The organism is Fructobacillus evanidus (genome assembly GCF_963580165.1).
GTDB lineage: Bacteria > Bacillota > Bacilli > Lactobacillales > Lactobacillaceae > Fructobacillus > Fructobacillus evanidus.
Genome location: NZ_CAUZLM010000007.1, coordinates 22,263 through 41,827, shown reverse-complemented (window position 1 = coordinate 41,827; position 19,565 = coordinate 22,263). Strand labels below are relative to the sequence as shown.

General features: G+C 46.6%; 15 protein-coding genes. 14 read left to right on the top strand and 1 reads right to left on the bottom strand.

Features of this window, described 5'->3' with window-relative positions:
* Positions 1-2 precede the first annotated feature (2 nt).
* Positions 3-1,661 carry an adenine deaminase gene (gene ade / locus AABI08_RS06265; RefSeq protein WP_338344517.1) on the bottom strand — a complete coding sequence of 553 codons (1,659 nt, stop codon included), beginning with the start codon at positions 1,659-1,661 and terminating at the stop codon, positions 3-5.
* 237 nt (positions 1,662-1,898) lie between these two features.
* Here ade and glmS point away from each other — a divergent pair, with 237 nt between their 5' ends.
* The 14 genes from glmS to AABI08_RS06195 all read left to right on the top strand — a co-directional run bounded on the left by glmS (position 1,899) and on the right by AABI08_RS06195 (position 19,555).
* Positions 1,899-3,704, top strand: a complete 1,806-nt coding sequence (gene glmS / locus AABI08_RS06260) for a glutamine--fructose-6-phosphate transaminase (isomerizing) (protein ID WP_338344088.1) — start codon at positions 1,899-1,901, stop codon at positions 3,702-3,704.
* 146 nt (positions 3,705-3,850) lie between these two features.
* The gene (locus tag AABI08_RS06255; RefSeq protein ID WP_338344089.1) at positions 3,851-4,636 is read left to right on the top strand and encodes an isoprenyl transferase; all 786 of its coding nucleotides are present in this window, start codon (positions 3,851-3,853) and stop codon (positions 4,634-4,636) included.
* Between the two features lie 93 nt (positions 4,637-4,729).
* A complete protein-coding gene (locus tag AABI08_RS06250) occupies positions 4,730-5,527 on the top strand; it encodes a phosphatidate cytidylyltransferase (RefSeq protein WP_338344090.1) in 798 nt (265 codons plus the stop codon).
* Between the two features lie 80 nt (positions 5,528-5,607).
* The gene (rseP, locus tag AABI08_RS06245) at positions 5,608-6,861 is read left to right on the top strand and encodes an RIP metalloprotease RseP (protein WP_338344091.1); all 1,254 of its coding nucleotides are present in this window, start codon (positions 5,608-5,610) and stop codon (positions 6,859-6,861) included.
* 78 nt (positions 6,862-6,939) lie between these two features.
* Positions 6,940-8,676 (top strand): proline--tRNA ligase, encoded by a 1,737-nt coding sequence (locus AABI08_RS06240; RefSeq protein ID WP_203617414.1) that lies wholly within the window; start codon positions 6,940-6,942, stop codon positions 8,674-8,676.
* Positions 8,677-8,731: 55 nt separating this feature from the next.
* Positions 8,732-13,045 (top strand): PolC-type DNA polymerase III, encoded by a 4,314-nt coding sequence (locus AABI08_RS06235; RefSeq protein ID WP_338344093.1) that lies wholly within the window; start codon positions 8,732-8,734, stop codon positions 13,043-13,045.
* 281 nt (positions 13,046-13,326) lie between these two features.
* Positions 13,327-14,778: an NCS2 family permease gene (locus tag AABI08_RS06230; protein ID WP_338344094.1), complete on the top strand. Its 1,452-nt coding sequence runs from the start codon at positions 13,327-13,329 to the stop codon at positions 14,776-14,778.
* A gap of 121 nt (positions 14,779-14,899) precedes the next feature.
* A complete protein-coding gene (locus AABI08_RS06225) occupies positions 14,900-15,115 on the top strand; it encodes a cold-shock protein (RefSeq protein WP_059393458.1) in 216 nt (71 codons plus the stop codon).
* Between the two features lie 2 nt (positions 15,116-15,117).
* Positions 15,118-15,693 (top strand): NUDIX hydrolase, encoded by a 576-nt coding sequence (locus AABI08_RS06220; RefSeq protein ID WP_338344095.1) that lies wholly within the window; start codon positions 15,118-15,120, stop codon positions 15,691-15,693.
* The gene (locus tag AABI08_RS06215) at positions 15,683-15,991 is read left to right on the top strand and encodes a hypothetical protein (protein ID WP_059393456.1); all 309 of its coding nucleotides are present in this window, start codon (positions 15,683-15,685) and stop codon (positions 15,989-15,991) included. Before AABI08_RS06220 ends, AABI08_RS06215 begins: the two co-directional genes overlap by 11 nt.
* A 21-nt stretch (positions 15,992-16,012) precedes the next feature.
* On the top strand, positions 16,013-16,690 hold the full coding sequence (locus AABI08_RS06210) for a 5'-methylthioadenosine/adenosylhomocysteine nucleosidase (protein ID WP_338344097.1): 678 nt from the start codon (positions 16,013-16,015) through the stop codon (positions 16,688-16,690).
* 51 nt (positions 16,691-16,741) lie between these two features.
* Positions 16,742-17,398 carry a YtpR family tRNA-binding protein gene (ytpR, locus tag AABI08_RS06205; protein WP_338344099.1) on the top strand — a complete coding sequence of 219 codons (657 nt, stop codon included), beginning with the start codon at positions 16,742-16,744 and terminating at the stop codon, positions 17,396-17,398.
* A gap of 14 nt (positions 17,399-17,412) precedes the next feature.
* A complete protein-coding gene (murC, locus tag AABI08_RS06200) occupies positions 17,413-18,747 on the top strand; it encodes a UDP-N-acetylmuramate--L-alanine ligase (protein ID WP_338344101.1) in 1,335 nt (444 codons plus the stop codon).
* Between the two features lie 82 nt (positions 18,748-18,829).
* The gene (locus AABI08_RS06195) at positions 18,830-19,555 is read left to right on the top strand and encodes a Bax inhibitor-1/YccA family protein (RefSeq protein WP_338344102.1); all 726 of its coding nucleotides are present in this window, start codon (positions 18,830-18,832) and stop codon (positions 19,553-19,555) included.
* Positions 19,556-19,565 lie beyond the last annotated feature (10 nt).

Here is a 19,565-nt window from a genome sequence, read left to right as displayed (position 1 = left end):
GTTTAATCCTGAATTTGAATAAAGGCAAATTGCGCGAAGTCAAAGAGTCCTTGGTCGGTAATTTTTAGCGAAGGAATCACGGGTAGGGCCATGAAAGAAAGGGTCAAGAATGGGTCGAAGGCTAGTGGTGAAATTTTGGCAAAGGCTTCATTTAGGGTCTGCTGCTTTTGAATTAATTCTTCGTAAGGCAAATCAGACATCAAACCGCCGATAGGCAATGGTAAGGTCGTTACCTGACCGTTTCTGACAACCACTTGGCCACCACCGATTTTCTTGAGGGTTTCAACGGCCAAGACCATATCGTCGTCATTGACACCAGCAACAATCAAGTTGTGGGAATCGTGAGCAATGGTGGAAGCGATGGCGCCATCTTTTAGAGAAAGGCCCTTGATGATACCCAGACCGTGGCCGAGGTCGTGGTAGCGCTCAATCACGGCTACCTTGGCGAAGGTTTCGTTTGGTGCAAATTGGCCGTCTTCATCAACTGGCACAATTTCTACCTGGTGCTTCGTGGTGATGTGGTGGGGCTCAATTTCAATCACGTGGGCTTTTTTGCTGGCATCTAATGGCAAGGCCAAATCGGCTTTGCTAAAGGTCAAATTGATTTGCTGACCGGGGAGTAACAAGGCGTTTTCCTGCTCGTTTTCAAAGAATTGGCCACCAACCATGACCTGGTCAATGGTAACTTGCTCTGGATCAGTCAGTATGACCAAATCGGCCTCGAAACCAGGAGCTAAGGCACCAACATTTTGCAGGTGGTGGGCGGTTGCACCGTTATAAGAAGCCAGAGTATAGGCCAATTCGGGTGTGAGACCATTCTCGATGGCCAAGGCGATATTAAAGTTGATGGAGCCTTCTTTTTGGATATCTGCAGCTGATTTATCATCGGTAGCGAAAGCAAAGTGACCTTCGTTGGCCTTTGTCACGGCTGGGAGAAGGGCGAGCTCATCGCGTTCAACGGTTCCTTCGCGCAAGAAGACGGCCATACCGGCGTTGACACGGTCTAGAGCTTCTTTTTTACTCGTTGCTTCGTGGTCGGTATCAATACCGTAGGCGCGGTAGATAGATAGTTCGGCAGGACCTAATCCAGCACCGTGGCCATCAACGTGCCGGTGGGCTTCCTGGGCGTCTGCAATTTTCTGCAACATGTCGGCCTGGCCGTTAGCGACTGCTGGAAAGTCCATGACTTCGGCTAAACCAGCGATTTCTGGGTGTTGGTAGAAGGGACGCAGGGCGTCCGCATCTAAGATGGCACCGGCATGCTCAAATGGAGTGGCTGGCACGGACGACGGCAGCATATAGTGGATGTGTAATGGTGTCTGCTTGGCGGAATCAAGCATGTACTGGATACCCGAAATGCCGGCCACGGAAGCGATTTCGTGTGGGTCGGCGAAGATTCGGGTAACGCCGTTTTCAAGGGAAAGACGGCCGAATTCAGAAGGGGTTAGCAAAGACGATTCGATGTGAAGGTGAGCATCGATAAAGCCGGGCACGAGCCAACGACCGTGACAATCGATAGTGGTCTTGGCCTCCAAGTCCTGGTTATCACCGACAAAGACAATCTTTTCGCCTTTAATCCAGACATCCTTTTCCTCAAATTCTTGATTAAAGACGTTTAAGACTTGACCGCCGGTAAGACGGTAATCGACTTGCTGTACCATTGTGCACTCCTTTTTTCGTTTTGAATTTTATTTAGTTTAGCACATGTCAGCCAGGCTTTGGAACTGATTTAAACGCCTGGAAAATCAGCTTTGTGAAGAAAGTTGACTACTGCCGGTCATTTAGTCTATACCAATTATTGATTTCGGGATTGACTAAGCGAATAATACTGATAGAATAGCAGTTGTTAACTTAAAAAGTATTACCAAACCAATTTTTTTGAAAGCGAGAAATTTTGTATGTGTGGAATTGTTGGAGTAACCGGTGTTGAACAGGCTTTGCCATGCCTTTTGCATGGTTTGCAAAAGTTGGAATACCGTGGTTACGATTCTGCCGGTGTTTATCTGATGGATAATGCAGGCAATGATGCCTATATTCGTGAGAAGGGACGGGTCGCCAAGTTAGCTGAAAAAGCGAAGGCCAATGGCTTTATTGGGACTTCTGGTATTGCGCACACTCGTTGGGCAACTCATGGGAACGTAACGATTGAAAACGCCCACCCACAAAAGTCAGCCGATGACCGTTTTTACTTGGTTCACAACGGTGTTATTGAAAACTACCAAGAATTGAAGGCTGAATACTTGCCAGGTGTTCACTTCGTATCTGAAACGGATACGGAAGTCGCTGTTCAATTGGTTGACAAGTTTGCTACTGAAGAAGGCTTGTCAAACGTTGAAGCTTTCCGGAAGATGATTTCTTTGTTGGGCGACAACTCAGCTTATGGTTTCTTGTTGATTGATACGAAGGAACCCGGTACTTTATTTGCCGCTAAGAAGAAGTCACCACTTTTGGTTGGTGTTTCTGACCATGGGAACGTGGTAACGTCTGATGCCGCAGCCATGATTGATGTGACCAAAGAATTTATCGAATTGCGCGATGGTGATATCGCGATCATCAAGCCAGACTCAGTGGCCGTTTATGATGCTAATGAAGAACCAGTTGATCGCGAACACTTTACATTGGAAATTGACCCAGAAGACACTGATAAGGGTGCTTATCCTTACTATATGTTGAAGGAAATCGATGAACAAGCGGTCGTTGCCCGCAACATTGCTGCTCATTACTTCGATGAAGAGGGGCAGTTGCAAGGAATCGGTTGCGCCATCACCGACAAGATGAAGGAGGCTGATCGACTTTACATCGTCGCGGCTGGAACTTCTTACCACGCCGGTTTGGTTGGAAAGCGTTACTTCGAACAATGGGCAAAGATTCCAACGGAAGTGCACATTGCTTCCGAATTTGCCTACGACCAACCAATGTTGTCAGCTAAGCCATTCTTTATCTTCTTGTCTCAGTCTGGCGAAACGGCTGATTCTCGTGAAGTGTTGGATAACGTCAAGAAGCAGGGCTTCCCAGCTTTGACGTTGGCCAACGTGATGAACTCAACGTTGACCCGCGAAGCTGATTTTGCCTTGCCAGTCTTGGCCGGCCCAGAAATCGCCGTGGCTTCAACCAAGGCTTACACGGCCCAAGTTTTAGTCCAAGCCATCTTGGCTTCAGCCTTGGGAAACCCTGGCTTTGATTTGAAGGCAGAATTGGCCAAGGTCGCTGTTGAAATCTCAGCCATTACGGATGAAAAGGAAGCCTTTAAGAAGATTGCTGAAACGGCCTTGAAGGATCAAAAGTCAGCCTTTTATATCGGTCGTGGCTTGGATGCTGCGGTTGCTTTGGAAGCGGCTTTGAAGTTGAAGGAAATCTCTTACGTGCAGACAGAAGGCTTTGCAGCCGGGGAATTGAAGCACGGCACGATTTCTTTGATTGAGGATGGTACACCGGTCTTCGCGTTGTTGACGCAAAAGAAGACGGCCGGCTTGCTCCGTGGTGAAGTGGCTCAGGTTGCTGCCCGTGGTGCTAATACGGTTGTGATTGCTTCAAAGAGCTTGACTAAGGATGGCGATGCTTTTGTTTTGCCTGAAGTGGAAGAATTGTTGATGCCAATCTTGGCTGTTATCCCAGCCCAATTGATTGCTTATTATGCAACATTGGACCGTCATTTGGATGTTGATCGTCCTCGTAACCTGGCAAAATCAGTCACGGTTCAATAAAGTGTTTGGCTGCCCAATCATCAAAAAACAACACTAGTAACCAAAATGTCGGCGAATTTCAGCCGGCATTTTTTTGTTTGCCCGCTTTTTTCTGGTAAAATAGTGAGGAATGAATTAAATGACGAAAGTCGGACGGAGACAAAACGATGAGCCTGTTGGCAAAGGTATTTTCACATAAAAAGAAACATTTAGTCGGTCACCACTTGGTCTTAAATGAATTAAAGATTCCAAAGCACTTAGCCATTATTATGGATGGGAATGGTCGTTGGGCCAAAAAACGGCATATGCCCCGGGTTGCGGGTCATAAGCAAGGGATGGAGACGGTCAAGACGGTTACTAAATTAGCCTCTTCTGCTGGTGTCTCTGTTTTGACACTCTATGCCTTTTCAACGGAAAATTGGTCCCGACCCAAGGATGAAGTTTCCTTTTTAATGAAACTACCGGTCACTTTCTTTGATACCTTTGTACCGGAGTTAATTGAACAAAATGTTCGAGTGGAAACCATTGGCGATATTGATGCCTTGCCCGAAGCAACCAAAAAGGCGGTTTACGACGCTAAGGAACAAACCAGTCAAAATACTGGGATGGTTTTGAACTTTGCTTTGAACTATGGTGGCCAAAAAGAAATCGTTGATGCCGCAGCGGCACTGGCTAAAAAGGTGCAAGATGGCGAAATGGCGGTTGAAGACATTAACCCAGCGGCCTTTGCTGCTGAATTAACGACAGGATTCTTAGGTGACTTGGCCGATCCTGATTTGATTATTCGGACCTCTGGTGAAGAGCGACTCTCGAACTTCTTACCTTATCAGGCCGCCTATTCGGAGTTTTACTTTACGCCGGTTCTTTGGCCTGATTTTGACCAAGAACAGTTCGAATTGGCACTGGAGAGTTTTACCAAGCGTGATCGTCGCTTTGGTAAGGTCAGCTCATAAAATCAGTAATCACGACATCTAGTCGCTACCCGGATGCAAAAGAGGGTGGCATAAACGAAAAAAAGATTTAAATTTTGAAAGTGAGAAATTCCGATGAAAACGCGGATTATTACGGCCGTTTTGGCCTTGGTTGTTTTTATTCCCTTAATTATTATTGGGGACTTACCATTGCTAGTTTTGACCATTGCTTTGGGAATTGTGGCGATGAGTGAAGTTTTGAAGATGACCCACACGCTATTGGTTTCTTTTGAAGCCCTGATTTCTTATATCGGAGTTGTCGCTATCATCCTGCCGAAAGATTTTTGGCAAAGCGGCTTTTGGCCGGCAACGGTCAATAGCCAATCCGTGATTTACGGTCTGGCCTTTTTGTTCCTTGCTCGAACGGTTTTTGCTAAGAAGAGCTTTAATTTCCAGGATGCTGGTACGCTATTTTTGGCCATGGTTTATATTGGAACTGGATTCCACTATTTCTACTTGGCTGATTTCCGTGGCTTATCCGTCTTATTCTTCGGAATGCTTTTGGTTTGGTTGACAGATTCATTTGCTTACTTTGTCGGCAAAGCCTTTGGTAAGCACAAGTTGTCACCGAACCTCTCACCTAACAAGACTTGGGAAGGCTCTGTTGGTGGGACAGTGATTGCGGTGGTTGTTGTGGTTACCTTGTACGCTTTGACCAATGCTTTGCCATATGCCGTCTGGGATTTGGTTATTATGGCTGTTTTGCTGTCAATCGCTGGTCAAATCGGTGATTTGATTGAATCTGCTTTGAAGCGTCACTTCGGTGTTAAGGATTCTGGTCGCATTTTGCCAGGTCACGGTGGTATCTTAGACCGTTTCGATTCAATGTTGGTTGTGATGCCCTTGATGGCTGTCTTGGGGATGCTTCAGTAACATCCAAAACCTGTTGTCTGGCTGCTTTTCTCAGCTAAATTAGAACAAGAACTTTGTAGCTTTTTTTAAGGATGAAATAAATGAACATCACTGCGATTATCGCTTTTTTGATTGTTTTTGGCCTGTTGGTCGGTTTCCATGAATTTGGTCACTTTATTGTCGCCAAAAAATCAGGTGTCTTGGTTCGTGAGTTTGCCATTGGCATGGGCCCAAAAATTTTATCATGGTATAAGAATCAAACGGCTTATACGATTCGTCTTTTACCCGTTGGTGGCTATGTGCGCATGGCGAGCGAGATGGAAAAGGATGAGCTCGAGGCTGGGCAGCGTTTTCGACTGGTCTTAAATCAGGCCGGCGAAGTTGAAAGCATGGATGAGCGGGTTGACCAGGATGGCCCCGGCTTCTTTTTCCAAGTCGATTCAGCTGATTTGGTCCATGACATGACCATGACCGGTTACCGTCAGGATGAAGAAAATTTGTTGACGTTGACGGTTGCCCAAACAGCGATTAAGACCGACCAAGAGGGGATTACTACGCGTATTGCTCCCGCAAACACGTGGGTTGAATCAGCGCCTGTTTGGAAACGGTTGTTGATTAACTTTGCGGGACCGGCAATGAACTTTATTTTGGCTATTTTAGCTGCCGGAATTTTAAGTTTTGCCTTGCCTTCAGTTCACTTTAATGAACCAATTATTGGCCAGGTAGTCAAGAGTGAACCGGCCGCTCAGGCTGGCATTCAGTCTGGTGATAAGATTTTGGCCGTCAACGGTCAAAGCGTTCAGAGCTTTACTGATTTTGCTAATGAGGTGACGAAGAAGGCCGACCAATCACTGCAATTGAAAATCAGTCGGTCAGGCAAGACGTTGAATAAAACAGTAACGCCTGAATTAAGCGAGGTTTCAGGACAAAAACAAATTCGAATCGGGGTTGGGGTGAAAAGTTACCGCGATCCGCTGTCAAGAATTAAGTTTTCTCTCCTCAATACGGGTACGTGGTTTACTCAAGTAGGTAACGGAATCAAGGATCTTTTTGTGGGTGGCTTTTCAATCAACAAACTGGGTGGCCCCGTGATGTTAGCCAAGACAACTGCCCAGGCATCGCACCAAGGATTTGTCACGGTGCTAGCCCTGCTGGGACTGCTATCGGTTAACCTGGGCTTAATCAATCTTTTACCAATTCCGCCTTTGGATGGTGGTAAAATCTTTTTAGACCTTATTGAAGCAATCTTCAGGCGACCTGCGCCTGCCTGGTTAGCAACAACATTGACTGGTGCTGGAACAGCCTTACTGGTTGTCTTGATGATCTTAGTGACCATTAAGGACTTGGGTCAATAATGATTTACAAATAATGTTATTCGCTTTTTCATGACAGGCCATTGCCTATTAATTAAAATTAGTCGAAAGAAGGACTTTATGAAACAATCACAGCTTTTCATGCCAACCTTGCGGGAGATTCCCGCTGACGCCGAAGTAAAATCACATCAATTGCTCTTGAAGGCCGGTTACATCCGACCCGTTACGGCTGGGATGTTTGCTTACTTACCATTGGCAAAGCGTGTGTTGAACAAAATTGAAGCCATCATCCGTGAGGAAATGGATGCGGTTGATGCCAACGAAATGTTGGTGCCTGAAGTTTTGCCTGCTGAATTGTGGGAGCGGTCAGGCCGTTATGCTACTTATGGCCAAGATTTATATAAGTTTAAGAACCGTCAGGACCGTGATTTTATCTTGGGCCCAACGCATGAAGAGACCTTTACGGAACTTTTTGCTAACGATGTGAAGTCTTATAAAAAGTTACCATTATTGGTTTATCAAATTCAAGCCAAGTTCCGTGATGAAGGTCGCCCACGTTTTGGCCTTTTGCGGACGCGTGAATTCATTATGAAGGATGCTTATTCATTCTCAGCTGATCAAGCTGGTTTGGATGCTGCCTTTACGAAGATGGAAGCAGCTTACGTGAAGATCTTTGATCGAATTGGCATTGATTACCGGGTAATCGTTGGTGATGCTGGTGCCATGGGTGGTTCTGATTCAAAGGAATTCTCAGCACCCGCAGCTGCTGGGGAAGACACGATTGTTTATTCTGATCAAAGCGAATATGCAGCTAACTTGGAAATGGCCAAGGATGCTTATGTTCGCCAGGAAAATCCACAAGAGGGTCAAGAATTAGCTGAATTACAAAAGATTGATACGCCAAATGCAAAAACGATTGCAGAATTAGCAGAACTTTTGGATGAAGATCCTGCTCAACTAGTGAAGACAATCATGGTTATCACTCCTGACCAAGACTTGGTTGCTGTTGTGACAACTGGTGACTTTGAAGTGAACTTGGTTAAGGTCCAAAATCATTTGGGCTATCCAGAAGTTGAATTGGCCGATGAAGGATTGGTTAAGGAAACTGTTGGGGCATCATTTGGCTCATTAGGACCAGTTGGTTTGCCAGAAAACGTTCAATTACTAGTTGACGAGCGTGCCGCTGATTTGGTCAACTTTGCCGCAGGAGCCAATGAAGATGGCAAGCACCTCTTGAACGTGAACTGGGGTCGAGATGTTGAATTGGCTGATGACCAGGTTGCTGATTTCCGAACAGCCAAGGAAGGGGACCTTTCCGTTGACGGTAAGGGAAAGCTACAATTCACCAAGGGAATCGAAATTGGCCACATTTTCAAATTAGGAACAAAGTATTCAAAGGCCTTGGGTGCCCAAGTGCTTGATGAAAATGGCCGCAATACCGACATGATTATGGGTTCTTATGGCATTGGTGTTTCTCGTTTGTTGGCAGCAATTGCAGAACAAAAGAGTGACGACAAGGGATTGGTTTGGCCAGCAAGCGTTGCGCCATTCGATGTTCACCTTGTGCCCATCAACTTGAAGGATGATGACCAGGCCAAGGTCACGGCTGAATTGGAAGCTTCATTGACTGACCAAGGATTAGAAGTCTTGGTTGATGACCGTAAGGAACGTCCAGGTGTCAAGTTCGCCGATGCTGATTTGATTGGTTTGCCAATCCGCATTACGATTGGTAAGAAGGCCGGTGAAGGGATTGTGGAAGTCACTGTTCGTGGTACCCAATCTGAATTTGAAATGCGTATTTCAGAAGTAAATGAATCGATTGCCGTCTTATTAGATGGGCAAGAAGATGCACAGTAAGTTTGACAAAAAGCCGATGTAGATCGGCTTTTTGCTGTCATAGAAAGGTTTTTGTATGCCGCTGAGCCCAAAAGAACAATTAGAACAATTACTGACCCAAACGAAGCAAGGGGAAGAGAACCGGGCGTATTTTCAAGGTGGGTACTTAAAGGCGGTTGAGGTTAATCCGGTTGAAAAGTCTTGGCGCTTTGTCTTGGCGTTAAATCAGGTTTTGCCCTTCCAGGTATACCTGAGTTTTTCCCAAGGTCTGAAAGGAAATTTCCAACACGTTTCCTCAGTTGATTTGGCCATTGAAGCCGCTAATACAACGGTTAGCGACGAAGTGATTCGAGACTATTTTCACTTAGCCTTGACCAAAACCAGTTTGCCGTTTGCCGTTGGGCAACAGTTAGCGGCTTCTTCGCAAATCAATTTGGCGAAAGACCGTCAGGTATTGATTGCCACGGCAATGCCTAATTTGGCTGCTGCCATGACGAAGAATGTTTTGGCTGAATTGCAAGCAGTCTATCAAAGCTTTGGCTTGCCTGATTTGACCTTTGCCATCCAAGTCGACGAAAAGATGCAGGAAAAGTTGTCGCAAGATTACCAGTCTCACCATCAGGCTGTTCAAGAAAGTATCAATCAGGCCATTGAAAAGGCCAATGCGGCCAAGCCAAAGAAGTCTGCATCTGGGGTTGCACTGCGCCTTGGCCGCGCCATCAACGCTGATATCCCAGTCACTCGCTTAGAGGAAATTGATGGTGAGGAGTCGCGGGTCGTCGTTGAAGGGTTTGTCTTTGCCGATGAAGTTCGCGAACTTCGGTCCGGTCGTAAATTAATGACCTTAAAGATTACGGACTACTCTTCATCAATTACGGCGAAGAAGTTTTCAAATAATGAGCAGGACGAGGCCGTCTTCGATCAATTAAAGGCGGGTCAGTGGGTTAAGGTCCGTGGAAACGTGCAAGAGGATACCTACGCTCGTGAATTAGCCTTAAACATCTATGACCTTCAAGTCGTTGACCACGAAAAGCGAGCCGAACCCTATGAGGGCGAGGAAAAGCGCATCGAACTGCATGCCCATACCAATATGTCTGGGATGGATGCGGTCACTGATTTTAACGGCTTGGCTGGCTTGGCTGAAAACTGGGGCCAGACGACGCTGGCGGTCATGGACAACGGCAACGTTCAAGGGTATCCAACGGCGATTGCTGCGGCCAAAAAGCATAATTTGAAAATGATTTATGGTATGGAAGCCAACGTCGTTGAGGATGGTGATCCGATTGCCTATAACACCAAGGACTTAGACCTCTTGGCCAAGGACCAAACCTACGTCGCCTTCGATTTGGAAACGACGGGGTTGTCGGCCGTTTCGGACCGAATTATTGAATTATCGGCCGTGAAGATGGAACTGGGGAACGTGGTTGACAAGTTCTCAGAATATATCAACCCTGGCTTCCCACTGTCCGAATTTACGACGAACTTAACGTCGATTACCGATGCCATGGTGGCTAACGCCAAGCCCGAAAAGGATGTGATTAATGCCTTTCGGGAATGGTCCGCTGGGACGATTTTGATTGGTCATAACGTGACTTTTGATGTGGACTTCTTGAATGCTACCTATGACCGATATGGTGAAGAAGCAATTTCAAATCCTGTGATCGATACGTTGACCCTAACGCGTTGGCTGTATCCCGACTATAAGTCTTATCGTTTGGGTACTTTAGCCAAGAAGTTTAGTATCGAGTTGGAGCAGGCCCACCGCGCCATTTACGATGCCGAAACGACCGGTCACTTGGCTTGGAAGTTACTAAAAGAGGCTAAGGAACGCTTTGATCTATCAAACCTGAATCAGTTAAACGACCATATGCTCGATGGTGGGGCTTGGCGTCATGGCCGGCCATTCCACCTGTCTGTCTTGGTGCAAAATGAGACTGGCCTAAAAAATCTGTATCGCCTGGTTTCGGAATCAAACGTCCTCTACTTTAACAAGGTGCCACGAATTCCGCGGTCCGTTCTGGTTAAATATCGGGAGGGGCTGTTGATTGGAACCGGTGATACTGATGGTGATGTGATCGTCACGCTGATTGAAAAGGGGTATCAAGCGGCTAAGAAGAAGGCTGCCTTTTATGACTACTTGGAAATTCAGCCACTGGCAAACTACCAACCAATGTTGGATAGCCAACTGATTGCCAATAAAAGTAAGCTGGAAAAGCTGATCAAGGAAATGATTCAGCTTGGTCAGGAATTGAATAAGCCGGTTGCGGTAACGGGCGACGTCAAGTATACGAACCCCGAAGATAAAATTTATCGAAGCATTCTGATTGGGTCACAACCAGGAAATCCGTTGAACCGGACAAACTTGCCGGATTTGCACTTCCGGACGACCCAGGACTTGCTTGATCAGTTTGCTTTCTTGGGCGAGGATGAGGCCAAGCAAGTTGTCATTACAAACACACACGCCATTGCAAATCAGGTGGAGGATATTTCACCATTGAAGGAGGGATCATTCCCACCAAAGATTCCAGAAGCCGGTGATGAATTGCGCGAGAAGACCTTTGCTGCTGCCAAGGAAGCTTATGGCGACCCACTGCCTGAGTTGATTCAGGAACGAATTGACCGGGAGTTGAAGTCAATCATCGGTAACGGCTTTGCGCCGCACTATATGATTGCCCAACGCCTGGTAGCCAAGTCCAATAAGGACGGCTACCTGGTTGGTTCTCGTGGTTCGGTTGGATCGTCTTTCGTGGCCACGATGTCTGGAATTACCGAAGTGAATCCCTTGCCACCACATTATCGGTCGGCTCATGGCGATTACTTTGAGTTAGCCGATGAAAAAAAGTATGGTTCGGGCTATGATTTGCCCGACAAGGAAGACCCAAACCACCCTGGTGAAATGCTCATCGGTGATGGGCAAAATATTCCTTTCGAAACCTTCATGGGCTTCACCGGAAATAAGGTGCCCGATATCGATTTGAACTTCTCAGGTGACTACCAGCCGATTGCCCATAATTATATGAAGGTGATGTTCGGTGAGAAGAAGGTTTACCGTGCCGGCACGATTGCGACCGTGGCTGAAAAGACGGCTTTTGGTTATGTGAAGGCCTATGAACGTGACCATGATAAGCACTACCGTGGCGTCGAAGTAGAACGGTTGGCTTCCGGTATTACCGGGGTCAAGCGGACGACTGGGCAACATCCCGGTGGTATCCTGATTGTCCCAGCCGACTATGATATTTATGATTTCACCCCAGTACAATACCCAGCCGATGACCAAACGGCCTTGTGGCAAACCACCCACATGGATTACCATTCGATTCACGATAACCTTTTGAAGATGGATATTCTGGGACATGATGATCCCACGATGGTCCGGACGCTGAAGGATTTGTCCGGGATTGACCCACAGTCAATTCCAGCTAATGACCCAGGTGTTTTGAGTCTCTTTACCTCAACCGAGGCCTTAGGGGTGACCCCTGAGCAAATTAATTCGAAGACCGGAACCCTTGGGTTGCCGGAATTTGGAACGAACTTTGTGCGGGGGATGTTGGAAGACACGCAACCACATACCTATTCGGAATTGTTACAGATTTCTGGTTTGTCCCACGGAACGGATGTGTGGCTGGGTAACGCCCACGACTTGGTTGAAAACGGAACAGCGACAATCGCAACGGTGATTGGAACCCGTGATAAAATCATGACTGATTTAATCGGCTATGGCCTGCCTTCTGAAGATGCCTTTAACATTATGGAAAAGGTTCGAAAGGGTAAGGGTATTACCGATGAGTACCAGGCACTGATGCGCAAGCATGAGGTGCCGGAGTGGTATATCGAATCTTGTTTGAAGATTAAGTATATGTTCCCCCGGGCCCACGCGGCGGCCTATGTGTTGATGGCATTGCGGATTGCCTACTTTAAGGTTTACTTCCCGGCGGTCTATTACGCGACTTATTTCTCAGTCCGTGCCTCAGCCTTTGATGTGGTTGCCATGGCTCGCGGTAAGGAAGCGGTTAAATCAGCCATCGCCAAGATTCGTGACCTCGGTAATGATGCCACCAAGGGTGACCAAGACCTGCAGACTGTCTTGGAAATGGCCAATGAAGCGCTAGAACGAGGAATTTCCTTTAAGATGGTTGACCTTTATCGATCAGAAGCGACGGATTGGGTCATTGATGGTAATGAATTAATCCCACCGTTCTCAACGATTCCTGGTTTGGGTGATAACGTGGCCAAGCAAATTGTGGCGGCCCGCGCTGAAAAGAAGTTTATCAGTAAAGAAGACTTGAAGAAGCGGGGCAAGGTTTCCCAGACTATTATCGAGTTCTTAACGTTGCACTCGGTCATCTCGGACTTACCGGATGAAAATCAGTTGTCTTTGTTTGATTTTTAAGTAGGGCCATCAGAGATAGTTCGTGTCTACTTTTTAGATAGGGCTGTCCGGCGGTTAATACTTGATTTTCAAGTAGGGCAGTCAGACAGGTTACGTTTTTTCTAGGCAAGGCCACCAGATAGTCAACGTCTGCTTTTAAAGCAAGACTGTCAGAACGTTAATGTTTGATTTTTCAGCAGGACCGTGAGATAGTTAAGACAAAAGTGCACCACTGCTGTGGCGGATATCAGCAGTTATCAAAAAAATAAGAAAAGGAGCCGGCGCTTTGCCAGCCGGATATCATGCAATCATTTTTTAAACTCAAGGAAAACAACACCACGGTGCGCCGTGAAGTGGTTGCCGGGATTACGACTTTCGTGTCCATGGCTTACATTTTCTTCTTGAACCCACAAATTTTGGGACAAACGGGGATGCCAGCTTTGGCTGTCTTCGTGGCAGCCATTATCGTTGCCGTTTTTGGAACCTTGGCGATGGGCTTGTATGCCAACGTTCCCTTTGCCTTAGCTCCTGGAATCGGGATGCAGGCCTATTTCACTTATACCATCGTCTTTGGCTTTGGCTTTAAGTGGCAGCAGGCTTTGGCCATCGTCTTCTTGGTTGGAATCTTGGATGTCATCATTACGTTGACCCATGGTCGTCAAGCAATTGTGAAGGCCATTCCAACTGAGTTAAAGGCAGCAATCGGTGGTGGGTTAGGCGTCTTCGTGACCTATATTGGTTTGAAGAATGCCGGCTTCATCAACTTTGTGATTGATGGCAACAACTTGATTACCGTTAATGATAAGGCCTATAACGGTGGGTCAGTTCACGGACCATTGACTTCATTGTTGGCCTCTGGCGGGGTAACGCCAGAATTAACAAAGTTTACGCAATCACCAGCACTTTTGGCCTTGATTGGCTTGCTGTTGTTGACCTTTATGTTGATTAAAAAGGTCCCAGGCGCATTCTTGATTACGTTGGTTGCAACGACTTTGATTGGTATCCCAATGGGTGTGACAGACGTGCATATGTCAGCAGCCACTTCTTTGCCACACGCCTTTTCTGAATTTTCATCAACCTTTGGTGCTGCCTTTGGGCCACACGGCATGCAGTCGCTCTTTGGTACTTGGCAAAAGACTATTTTGGCAGTCGTCACGATTTTCGCCATGGGCTTGACTGGCTTGTTTGATGCCATTGGAACCTTGATTGGAATTGGTAACCAGACTGGTATCTTCTCCAAGGAAGACCAAGAAGCGTTCGTTGCCGATAATTCCTTCAATTCTAAGATGGATAAGGCCTTGGTCGTTGATACCTTTACGACAACCTTGGCTGGGGCTGTTGGAACTTCGAATACAACGACCTTTATTGAATCAGCGACCGGGGTCGCTGCGGGTGGCCGAACTGGTTTGGCCAACGTGGTGACTTCCGTTGGCTTCTTGCTTATGCTTTTCTTGGCACCATTGGTATCAATCGTACCAACGGCCGCCATCGCACCACTTTTGATTGTAGTTGGAATCATGATGATGGCCGAATTCAAGAAGATCGATTGGGCGGACTTGGCAGTTGCCTTGCCAGCCTTCTTTACCTCAATTTTCATGGCCTTCTCTTATTCAATTTCTTATGGAATTGCCGCCGGCTTTATCTTCTATATCGTGGTTAAGATTGTTCAAAAGCAATTCAAGACGTTGTCACCAATTTTGTTAGTGATTACCGCCTTCTTCTTAATTAACTTTATCTTGATTGCGATTATTTAAAGCAAATCAGGATTGAAAGACGACTTTGGTCGTCTTTTTTTGTTGGCAAATTTCGTTCCTGATTTTACAGAAAGAAGACTTTTACCAAGCGATTCAGGCCGTTTTTTGCTATAATAGAGCTATGAAATATGGAACAGTAAAAATTTGGCAAGCCGAACGCGGCTATGGCTATATCACACCCGATCAAAAGGGACCGGACGTTTACGTCCACTTTAACGGCATTGCTGGAGATGGTTTTAAATCTCTCCACCAGGGGCAACGAGTTGCCTACGTCCTGGTTCAAGGCAAGGACGCTTTTCAAGCTGCTCAAGTCCAGGTTATTGACGGAAAGGACTAAGCATGGCGGAAAAAGAACGGTTTTTATCAAAGCAGGACGTTTACCAGGGTAAGATTTTCTCTGTTGAGAAACGCCAGGTGGAACTTGCTGACGGCAGTCAGGCGCAACGCGATATCGTGCACCACGCCTTGGCCGTTGGCATCTTGCCATTAGTAGATGCCGATCACGCTATCTTAGTTCGTCAATGGCGCGCTGCAGCTGATGATTTTGTCTTAGAAATTCCGGCTGGAAAAGTAGACAGTCGCGACCATGGGAACGAAGGGGAAGCTGCACGACAGGCAGCTATCCGGGAATTAAACGAAGAGATTCGTTTCCATCCTGGTTCTTTGACTAAATTTGCGACCGTTTATGAAGCTATTGGCTTTACGGATGCCAGAATTGCCCTTTACCTGGCAACAGATATGACGGCTCTGACAAATGCTGAACAACTGCCACAGGACCACGGCGAATCCTTGGACCTATTGACGGTTTCCTATGATGAAATGACCGCGCTTTATCAACGAGGCGAACTCAATGATCAAAAAACATTGACGGCTTATTTCTACTGGACAAATTGGAGATTAACAAATGGCAAATAATCATTTTTTCACCCGGTCACGGCAAAGTCGTGAAGATAAGAAGCGGGCAAAGATGCGCAGGCAAGTTGAACGCGAATATGAAAAGGCTCATCCGGATGAAATCACAGTAGTTGAACCGGAGAACCGAGCCGAGATGCGCCTGACCAAAAAGGGCCGCTTTGAACTGGGATCAAATGGTGAATTAACGGAAAAAGGTAAGACGGACCGCCTAGCATACCGCTATAACCGCGGCATGATTTTTGTGGCGGTTTTGATTGTCTTGACTTATCTCTTCTTTTTCTTTGTCAACTTTAACTAAAAATCAGTGAGGACACCTACTTTGAAAGTTGGAATTATTACCCCAATGCCTGAAGAAAAAAAGGCATTGACGAACGCTATCCAAAATCCCGTTGAAAAAAGCTTTGCTGATTTGACGGTTTTGGTTGGTAAGTATGCCGGTCAAGAAATCTTTTTAGCGGAATCAGGGATTGGTAAGGTTGCTGCCGCAACGGCAACGACGATTTTGACCCAGGTCTTTCATGTGGACGTGGTTATCAACACCGGTTCTGCCGGTGCATTGCAGCCGGAATTGGCTATTGGTGATTTGGTTATCGGTACGAAGTTGACATACTTTGATGCCGACGTCACAGTTTTCGGCTATGATTTTGGTCAGTTGCCAGCCCAACCAGCTTACTTCGAAGCTGATGCGGACTTGGTTAAGGCATTTGAAGCCTTGACGGATAGCCAAGCTGGCTTGATTGTGTCTGGTGATAGCTTTGTTCAGCAGGACAAAAAAGAAGAAATTAAACAACACTTCCCCAAGGCCCTCTTGGCCGAAATGGAAGGGGCAGCGGTTGCTCAAGTGGCAACGCGCTTTAACGTGCCGTTTATTGTTTTGCGGGGAGTTTCTGATTTGGCCAATGGTGAATCATCTGTGACCTTTGACGAGTTTGTTGTCGAAGCCGGCCAAAAATCAGCCCAGTTATTACTGGCTTACCTGGATTCATTGTCTGCCTAAAGAGCGGACAGCCAGCGATTGAAAATATTTGAAAATAGAGGATGAAAAATCATGATTGCAGTTTATAATCAGGCAGCAGTTGGCGATATTTTGATGTTAACCTTTGCGCCAGCAACGGGGAAGGTTGTCCAAGAAACCAAGGGACAGGTGACCAAGGTTGTCGATGCAGAAAGTAAGCAAACGTTGGGCATCAACATTGAAGGTGTCGGTGCCGCTTTGGCATTGACTGACCAAGCTGGTCAAGTCTTCTTGACGGAAAGCCAAGTGGCACAAGTTAACCAGATTTTGCAGGATGCCGGTTTTGATGACGCCATTGCCGTTGAACAATCAAACTTGGTTGTTGGTGAAGTCGTTTCAATGACTGCTCACCCTGATTCTGACCACTTGCACGTGACACAGGCAAACGTTGGCAATGGTGAAAGCCTCCAAATCGTTTCTGGTTCCCCGAACATGCAAGAGGGAATCCGTGTCGTGGTTGCTAAACCCGGTTCGATGATGCCTTCAGGTGCCATCATTTGGGATGGTGCTTTGCGCGGTGTGCCATCAGCCGGTATGATTGTTTCTGGCCGCGAATTGAAGTTGCCAGGGGCACCCGATAAGCCAGGGGCCTTGGTTTTGCCAGCTGACTTTGGCCAAATTGGTCAGGCTTTTGATTTTGCTGCTGCCCAAAGTTTGTATGCGGACGGCTTGATTGATACAAACTATTAAAAGGGGCGACTGTCATGTCAGAGAAGTATTACTTTATCGGGATTAAGGGGACTGGGATGGGGCCTCTTGCCCAAATTTTACATGACCAAGGCAACGAGGTCTTGGGATCGGATATCGATCAGTTTACTTATACGCAAGCGCCATTGGAACAAGCGGGCATTAAGATTTTACCTTTTGACGCAAACAACGTCTTGGATAATCAGGATGCAATTTTTATTCGAGGCAATGCCTTTGAGGATGACCAGGTGGAAGTCCAGGCAGCATTGCAGGCTGGGGTCAAGATGATTTCTTATCCGGAAGCTGTTGCTCAGCAAATCGACCAGGCCACGACCATTGCGGTCGCTGGGGCTCACGGTAAAACTTCAACCACTGGTCTTTTGTCACACGTCTTTAAGAATGTTGCGAAGACCTCTTACTTGATTGGGGACGGAACTGGTCACGGTGTGGCTAATTCTGATTTCTTCGTTTTGGAAGCTGATGAATACCGACGCCACTTTGCACCATACCACCCAGATTATGCCATTTTGACCAATATTGACTTTGACCATCCGGACTACTACCACGATTTGGCAGATGTCCGCTCAGCCTTTGTTGATTTTGCCAAGGGTGTTAAAAAGGGCATTGTGGCTTGGGGCGACGATCCGAGCTTGCAAAATTTGGGTGTTGACGTGCCCGTTTATTACTACGGTGATCAGGCCGGTCGCGATGACTTTTTGATTAGTGATGTTAAGAAGACGACTTCCGGTTCCACTTTTTCAGTGAGCTTTAAGGGGCAGGACTTGGGCGAATTTGCGATTCCAATTTTTGGTCAGCACAACGTCTATAATGCCACAGCAGTCATTGCCGTTGCTTACCTGGAAGGGTTGGATTTGGCGAATGTCCGTGCACATTTGTTGACTTATCCTGGGGTGAAGCGCCGCTTCTCCGAAAAGAAAGTTCAAGATATTGTCATTATTGACGATTACGCTCACCACCCAACGGAAATTCAAGCAACGATTGATGCCGCTCAGCAAAAGTACCCAACAAAGGAAATTGTGGCGGTTTTCCAGCCTCATACCTTTACTCGGGTAATCGCTTATAAGGACGAATTTGCGCAAGCTTTGCAGGCGGCCGATACTGTTTACTTGACGCCTATCTTTGGTTCTGCCAGAGAAAGTAAGGGGACGGTTTCTGCCCAAGACATTGCCGATGCTTTGCCAAATGGCGCTGTTGTCTTGAAGGAAGACGATGTCTCACCATTGTTGAAGCACCATGACGCCGTCTTGGTCTTTATGGGAGCCGGTGATATTCAAAAGTACGAGTATGCTTATGAAAAGTTGCTTGGTCAAACTTTACCTGATTTGAATTAAGGGGTCATCCTTTAATCTAAGATTAAGATTTTTTTGTTATCATATAGATAGAAAAATTGACAATACCAATGGGAGGTATCTGATGGATAATTTTGATATGAACGCTCGCCGCGATGTGACGGGCGCTGATGAAGGCATGAAGTCCTTCTTCCAGCGTGTTTATGGCTATATGGCAATTGCTTTGGCTGTAACGGCCGTTGCAGGCTACGTTGTTCAACATTTCTTTTTGCAACGAGTTGCCCAACTATTTTTGGGTAGCTGGATTGGGATGGCAGCGGTTGTTGTCGTTGAATTGGTCATTGTGGCCATGATTCGTAGCGCTTCATTCGCAAATAATCCCTCAAAGGCCTTCGGTCTTTTGATGGCCTTCTCGGCCGTCCAAGGCTTAACGCTTGGTTTGATTTTGGCCGTTTACACGGCCGCTTCAGTCGGCGCTGCCTTTATCTCAACTGCGGCTTTGTTTGCCGGAATGGCTGCCTATGGCTATTTCTCAAAGAAGTCAATGGCTTCAATGGGTCCAATCCTCTTCGGTTCATTGATTGGGATTATCGTGGCATCAGTGATTAACATTTTCATGGGTTCTTCAACCTTGCACTTGTTGATCTCAGTGGCAACTGTCATCGTGTTCGCTTTGTACACGGCTTACGACAACAATACGTTGCGTCAAGTTTATGTTCAATTGTCAGCTAATGGTGCTAGCGAAGCTCAGACAACCGGCTTGGCCGTGTCAGGGGCTTTGATGCTCTACCTTGATTTCATGAACATTTTCTACGCTTTGATCCAACTTTTCGGCGATAACCGAAATTAACACGTCAGAA

Coding starts and splice junctions, on each gene's coding strand:
- ade (WP_338344517.1), bottom strand. CDS start 1,661: ATGGTACAGCAAGTCGATTACCGTCTTACCGGCGGTCAAGTCTTAAAC.
- glmS (WP_338344088.1), top strand. CDS start 1,899: ATGTGTGGAATTGTTGGAGTAACCGGTGTTGAACAGGCTTTGCCATGC.
- AABI08_RS06255 (WP_338344089.1), top strand. CDS start 3,851: ATGAGCCTGTTGGCAAAGGTATTTTCACATAAAAAGAAACATTTAGTC.
- AABI08_RS06250 (WP_338344090.1), top strand. CDS start 4,730: ATGAAAACGCGGATTATTACGGCCGTTTTGGCCTTGGTTGTTTTTATT.
- rseP (WP_338344091.1), top strand. CDS start 5,608: ATGAACATCACTGCGATTATCGCTTTTTTGATTGTTTTTGGCCTGTTG.
- AABI08_RS06240 (WP_203617414.1), top strand. CDS start 6,940: ATGAAACAATCACAGCTTTTCATGCCAACCTTGCGGGAGATTCCCGCT.
- AABI08_RS06235 (WP_338344093.1), top strand. CDS start 8,732: ATGCCGCTGAGCCCAAAAGAACAATTAGAACAATTACTGACCCAAACG.
- AABI08_RS06230 (WP_338344094.1), top strand. CDS start 13,327: ATGCAATCATTTTTTAAACTCAAGGAAAACAACACCACGGTGCGCCGT.
- AABI08_RS06225 (WP_059393458.1), top strand. CDS start 14,900: ATGAAATATGGAACAGTAAAAATTTGGCAAGCCGAACGCGGCTATGGC.
- AABI08_RS06220 (WP_338344095.1), top strand. CDS start 15,118: ATGGCGGAAAAAGAACGGTTTTTATCAAAGCAGGACGTTTACCAGGGT.
- AABI08_RS06215 (WP_059393456.1), top strand. CDS start 15,683: ATGGCAAATAATCATTTTTTCACCCGGTCACGGCAAAGTCGTGAAGAT.
- ytpR (WP_338344099.1), top strand. CDS start 16,742: ATGATTGCAGTTTATAATCAGGCAGCAGTTGGCGATATTTTGATGTTA.
- murC (WP_338344101.1), top strand. CDS start 17,413: ATGTCAGAGAAGTATTACTTTATCGGGATTAAGGGGACTGGGATGGGG.
- AABI08_RS06195 (WP_338344102.1), top strand. CDS start 18,830: ATGGATAATTTTGATATGAACGCTCGCCGCGATGTGACGGGCGCTGAT.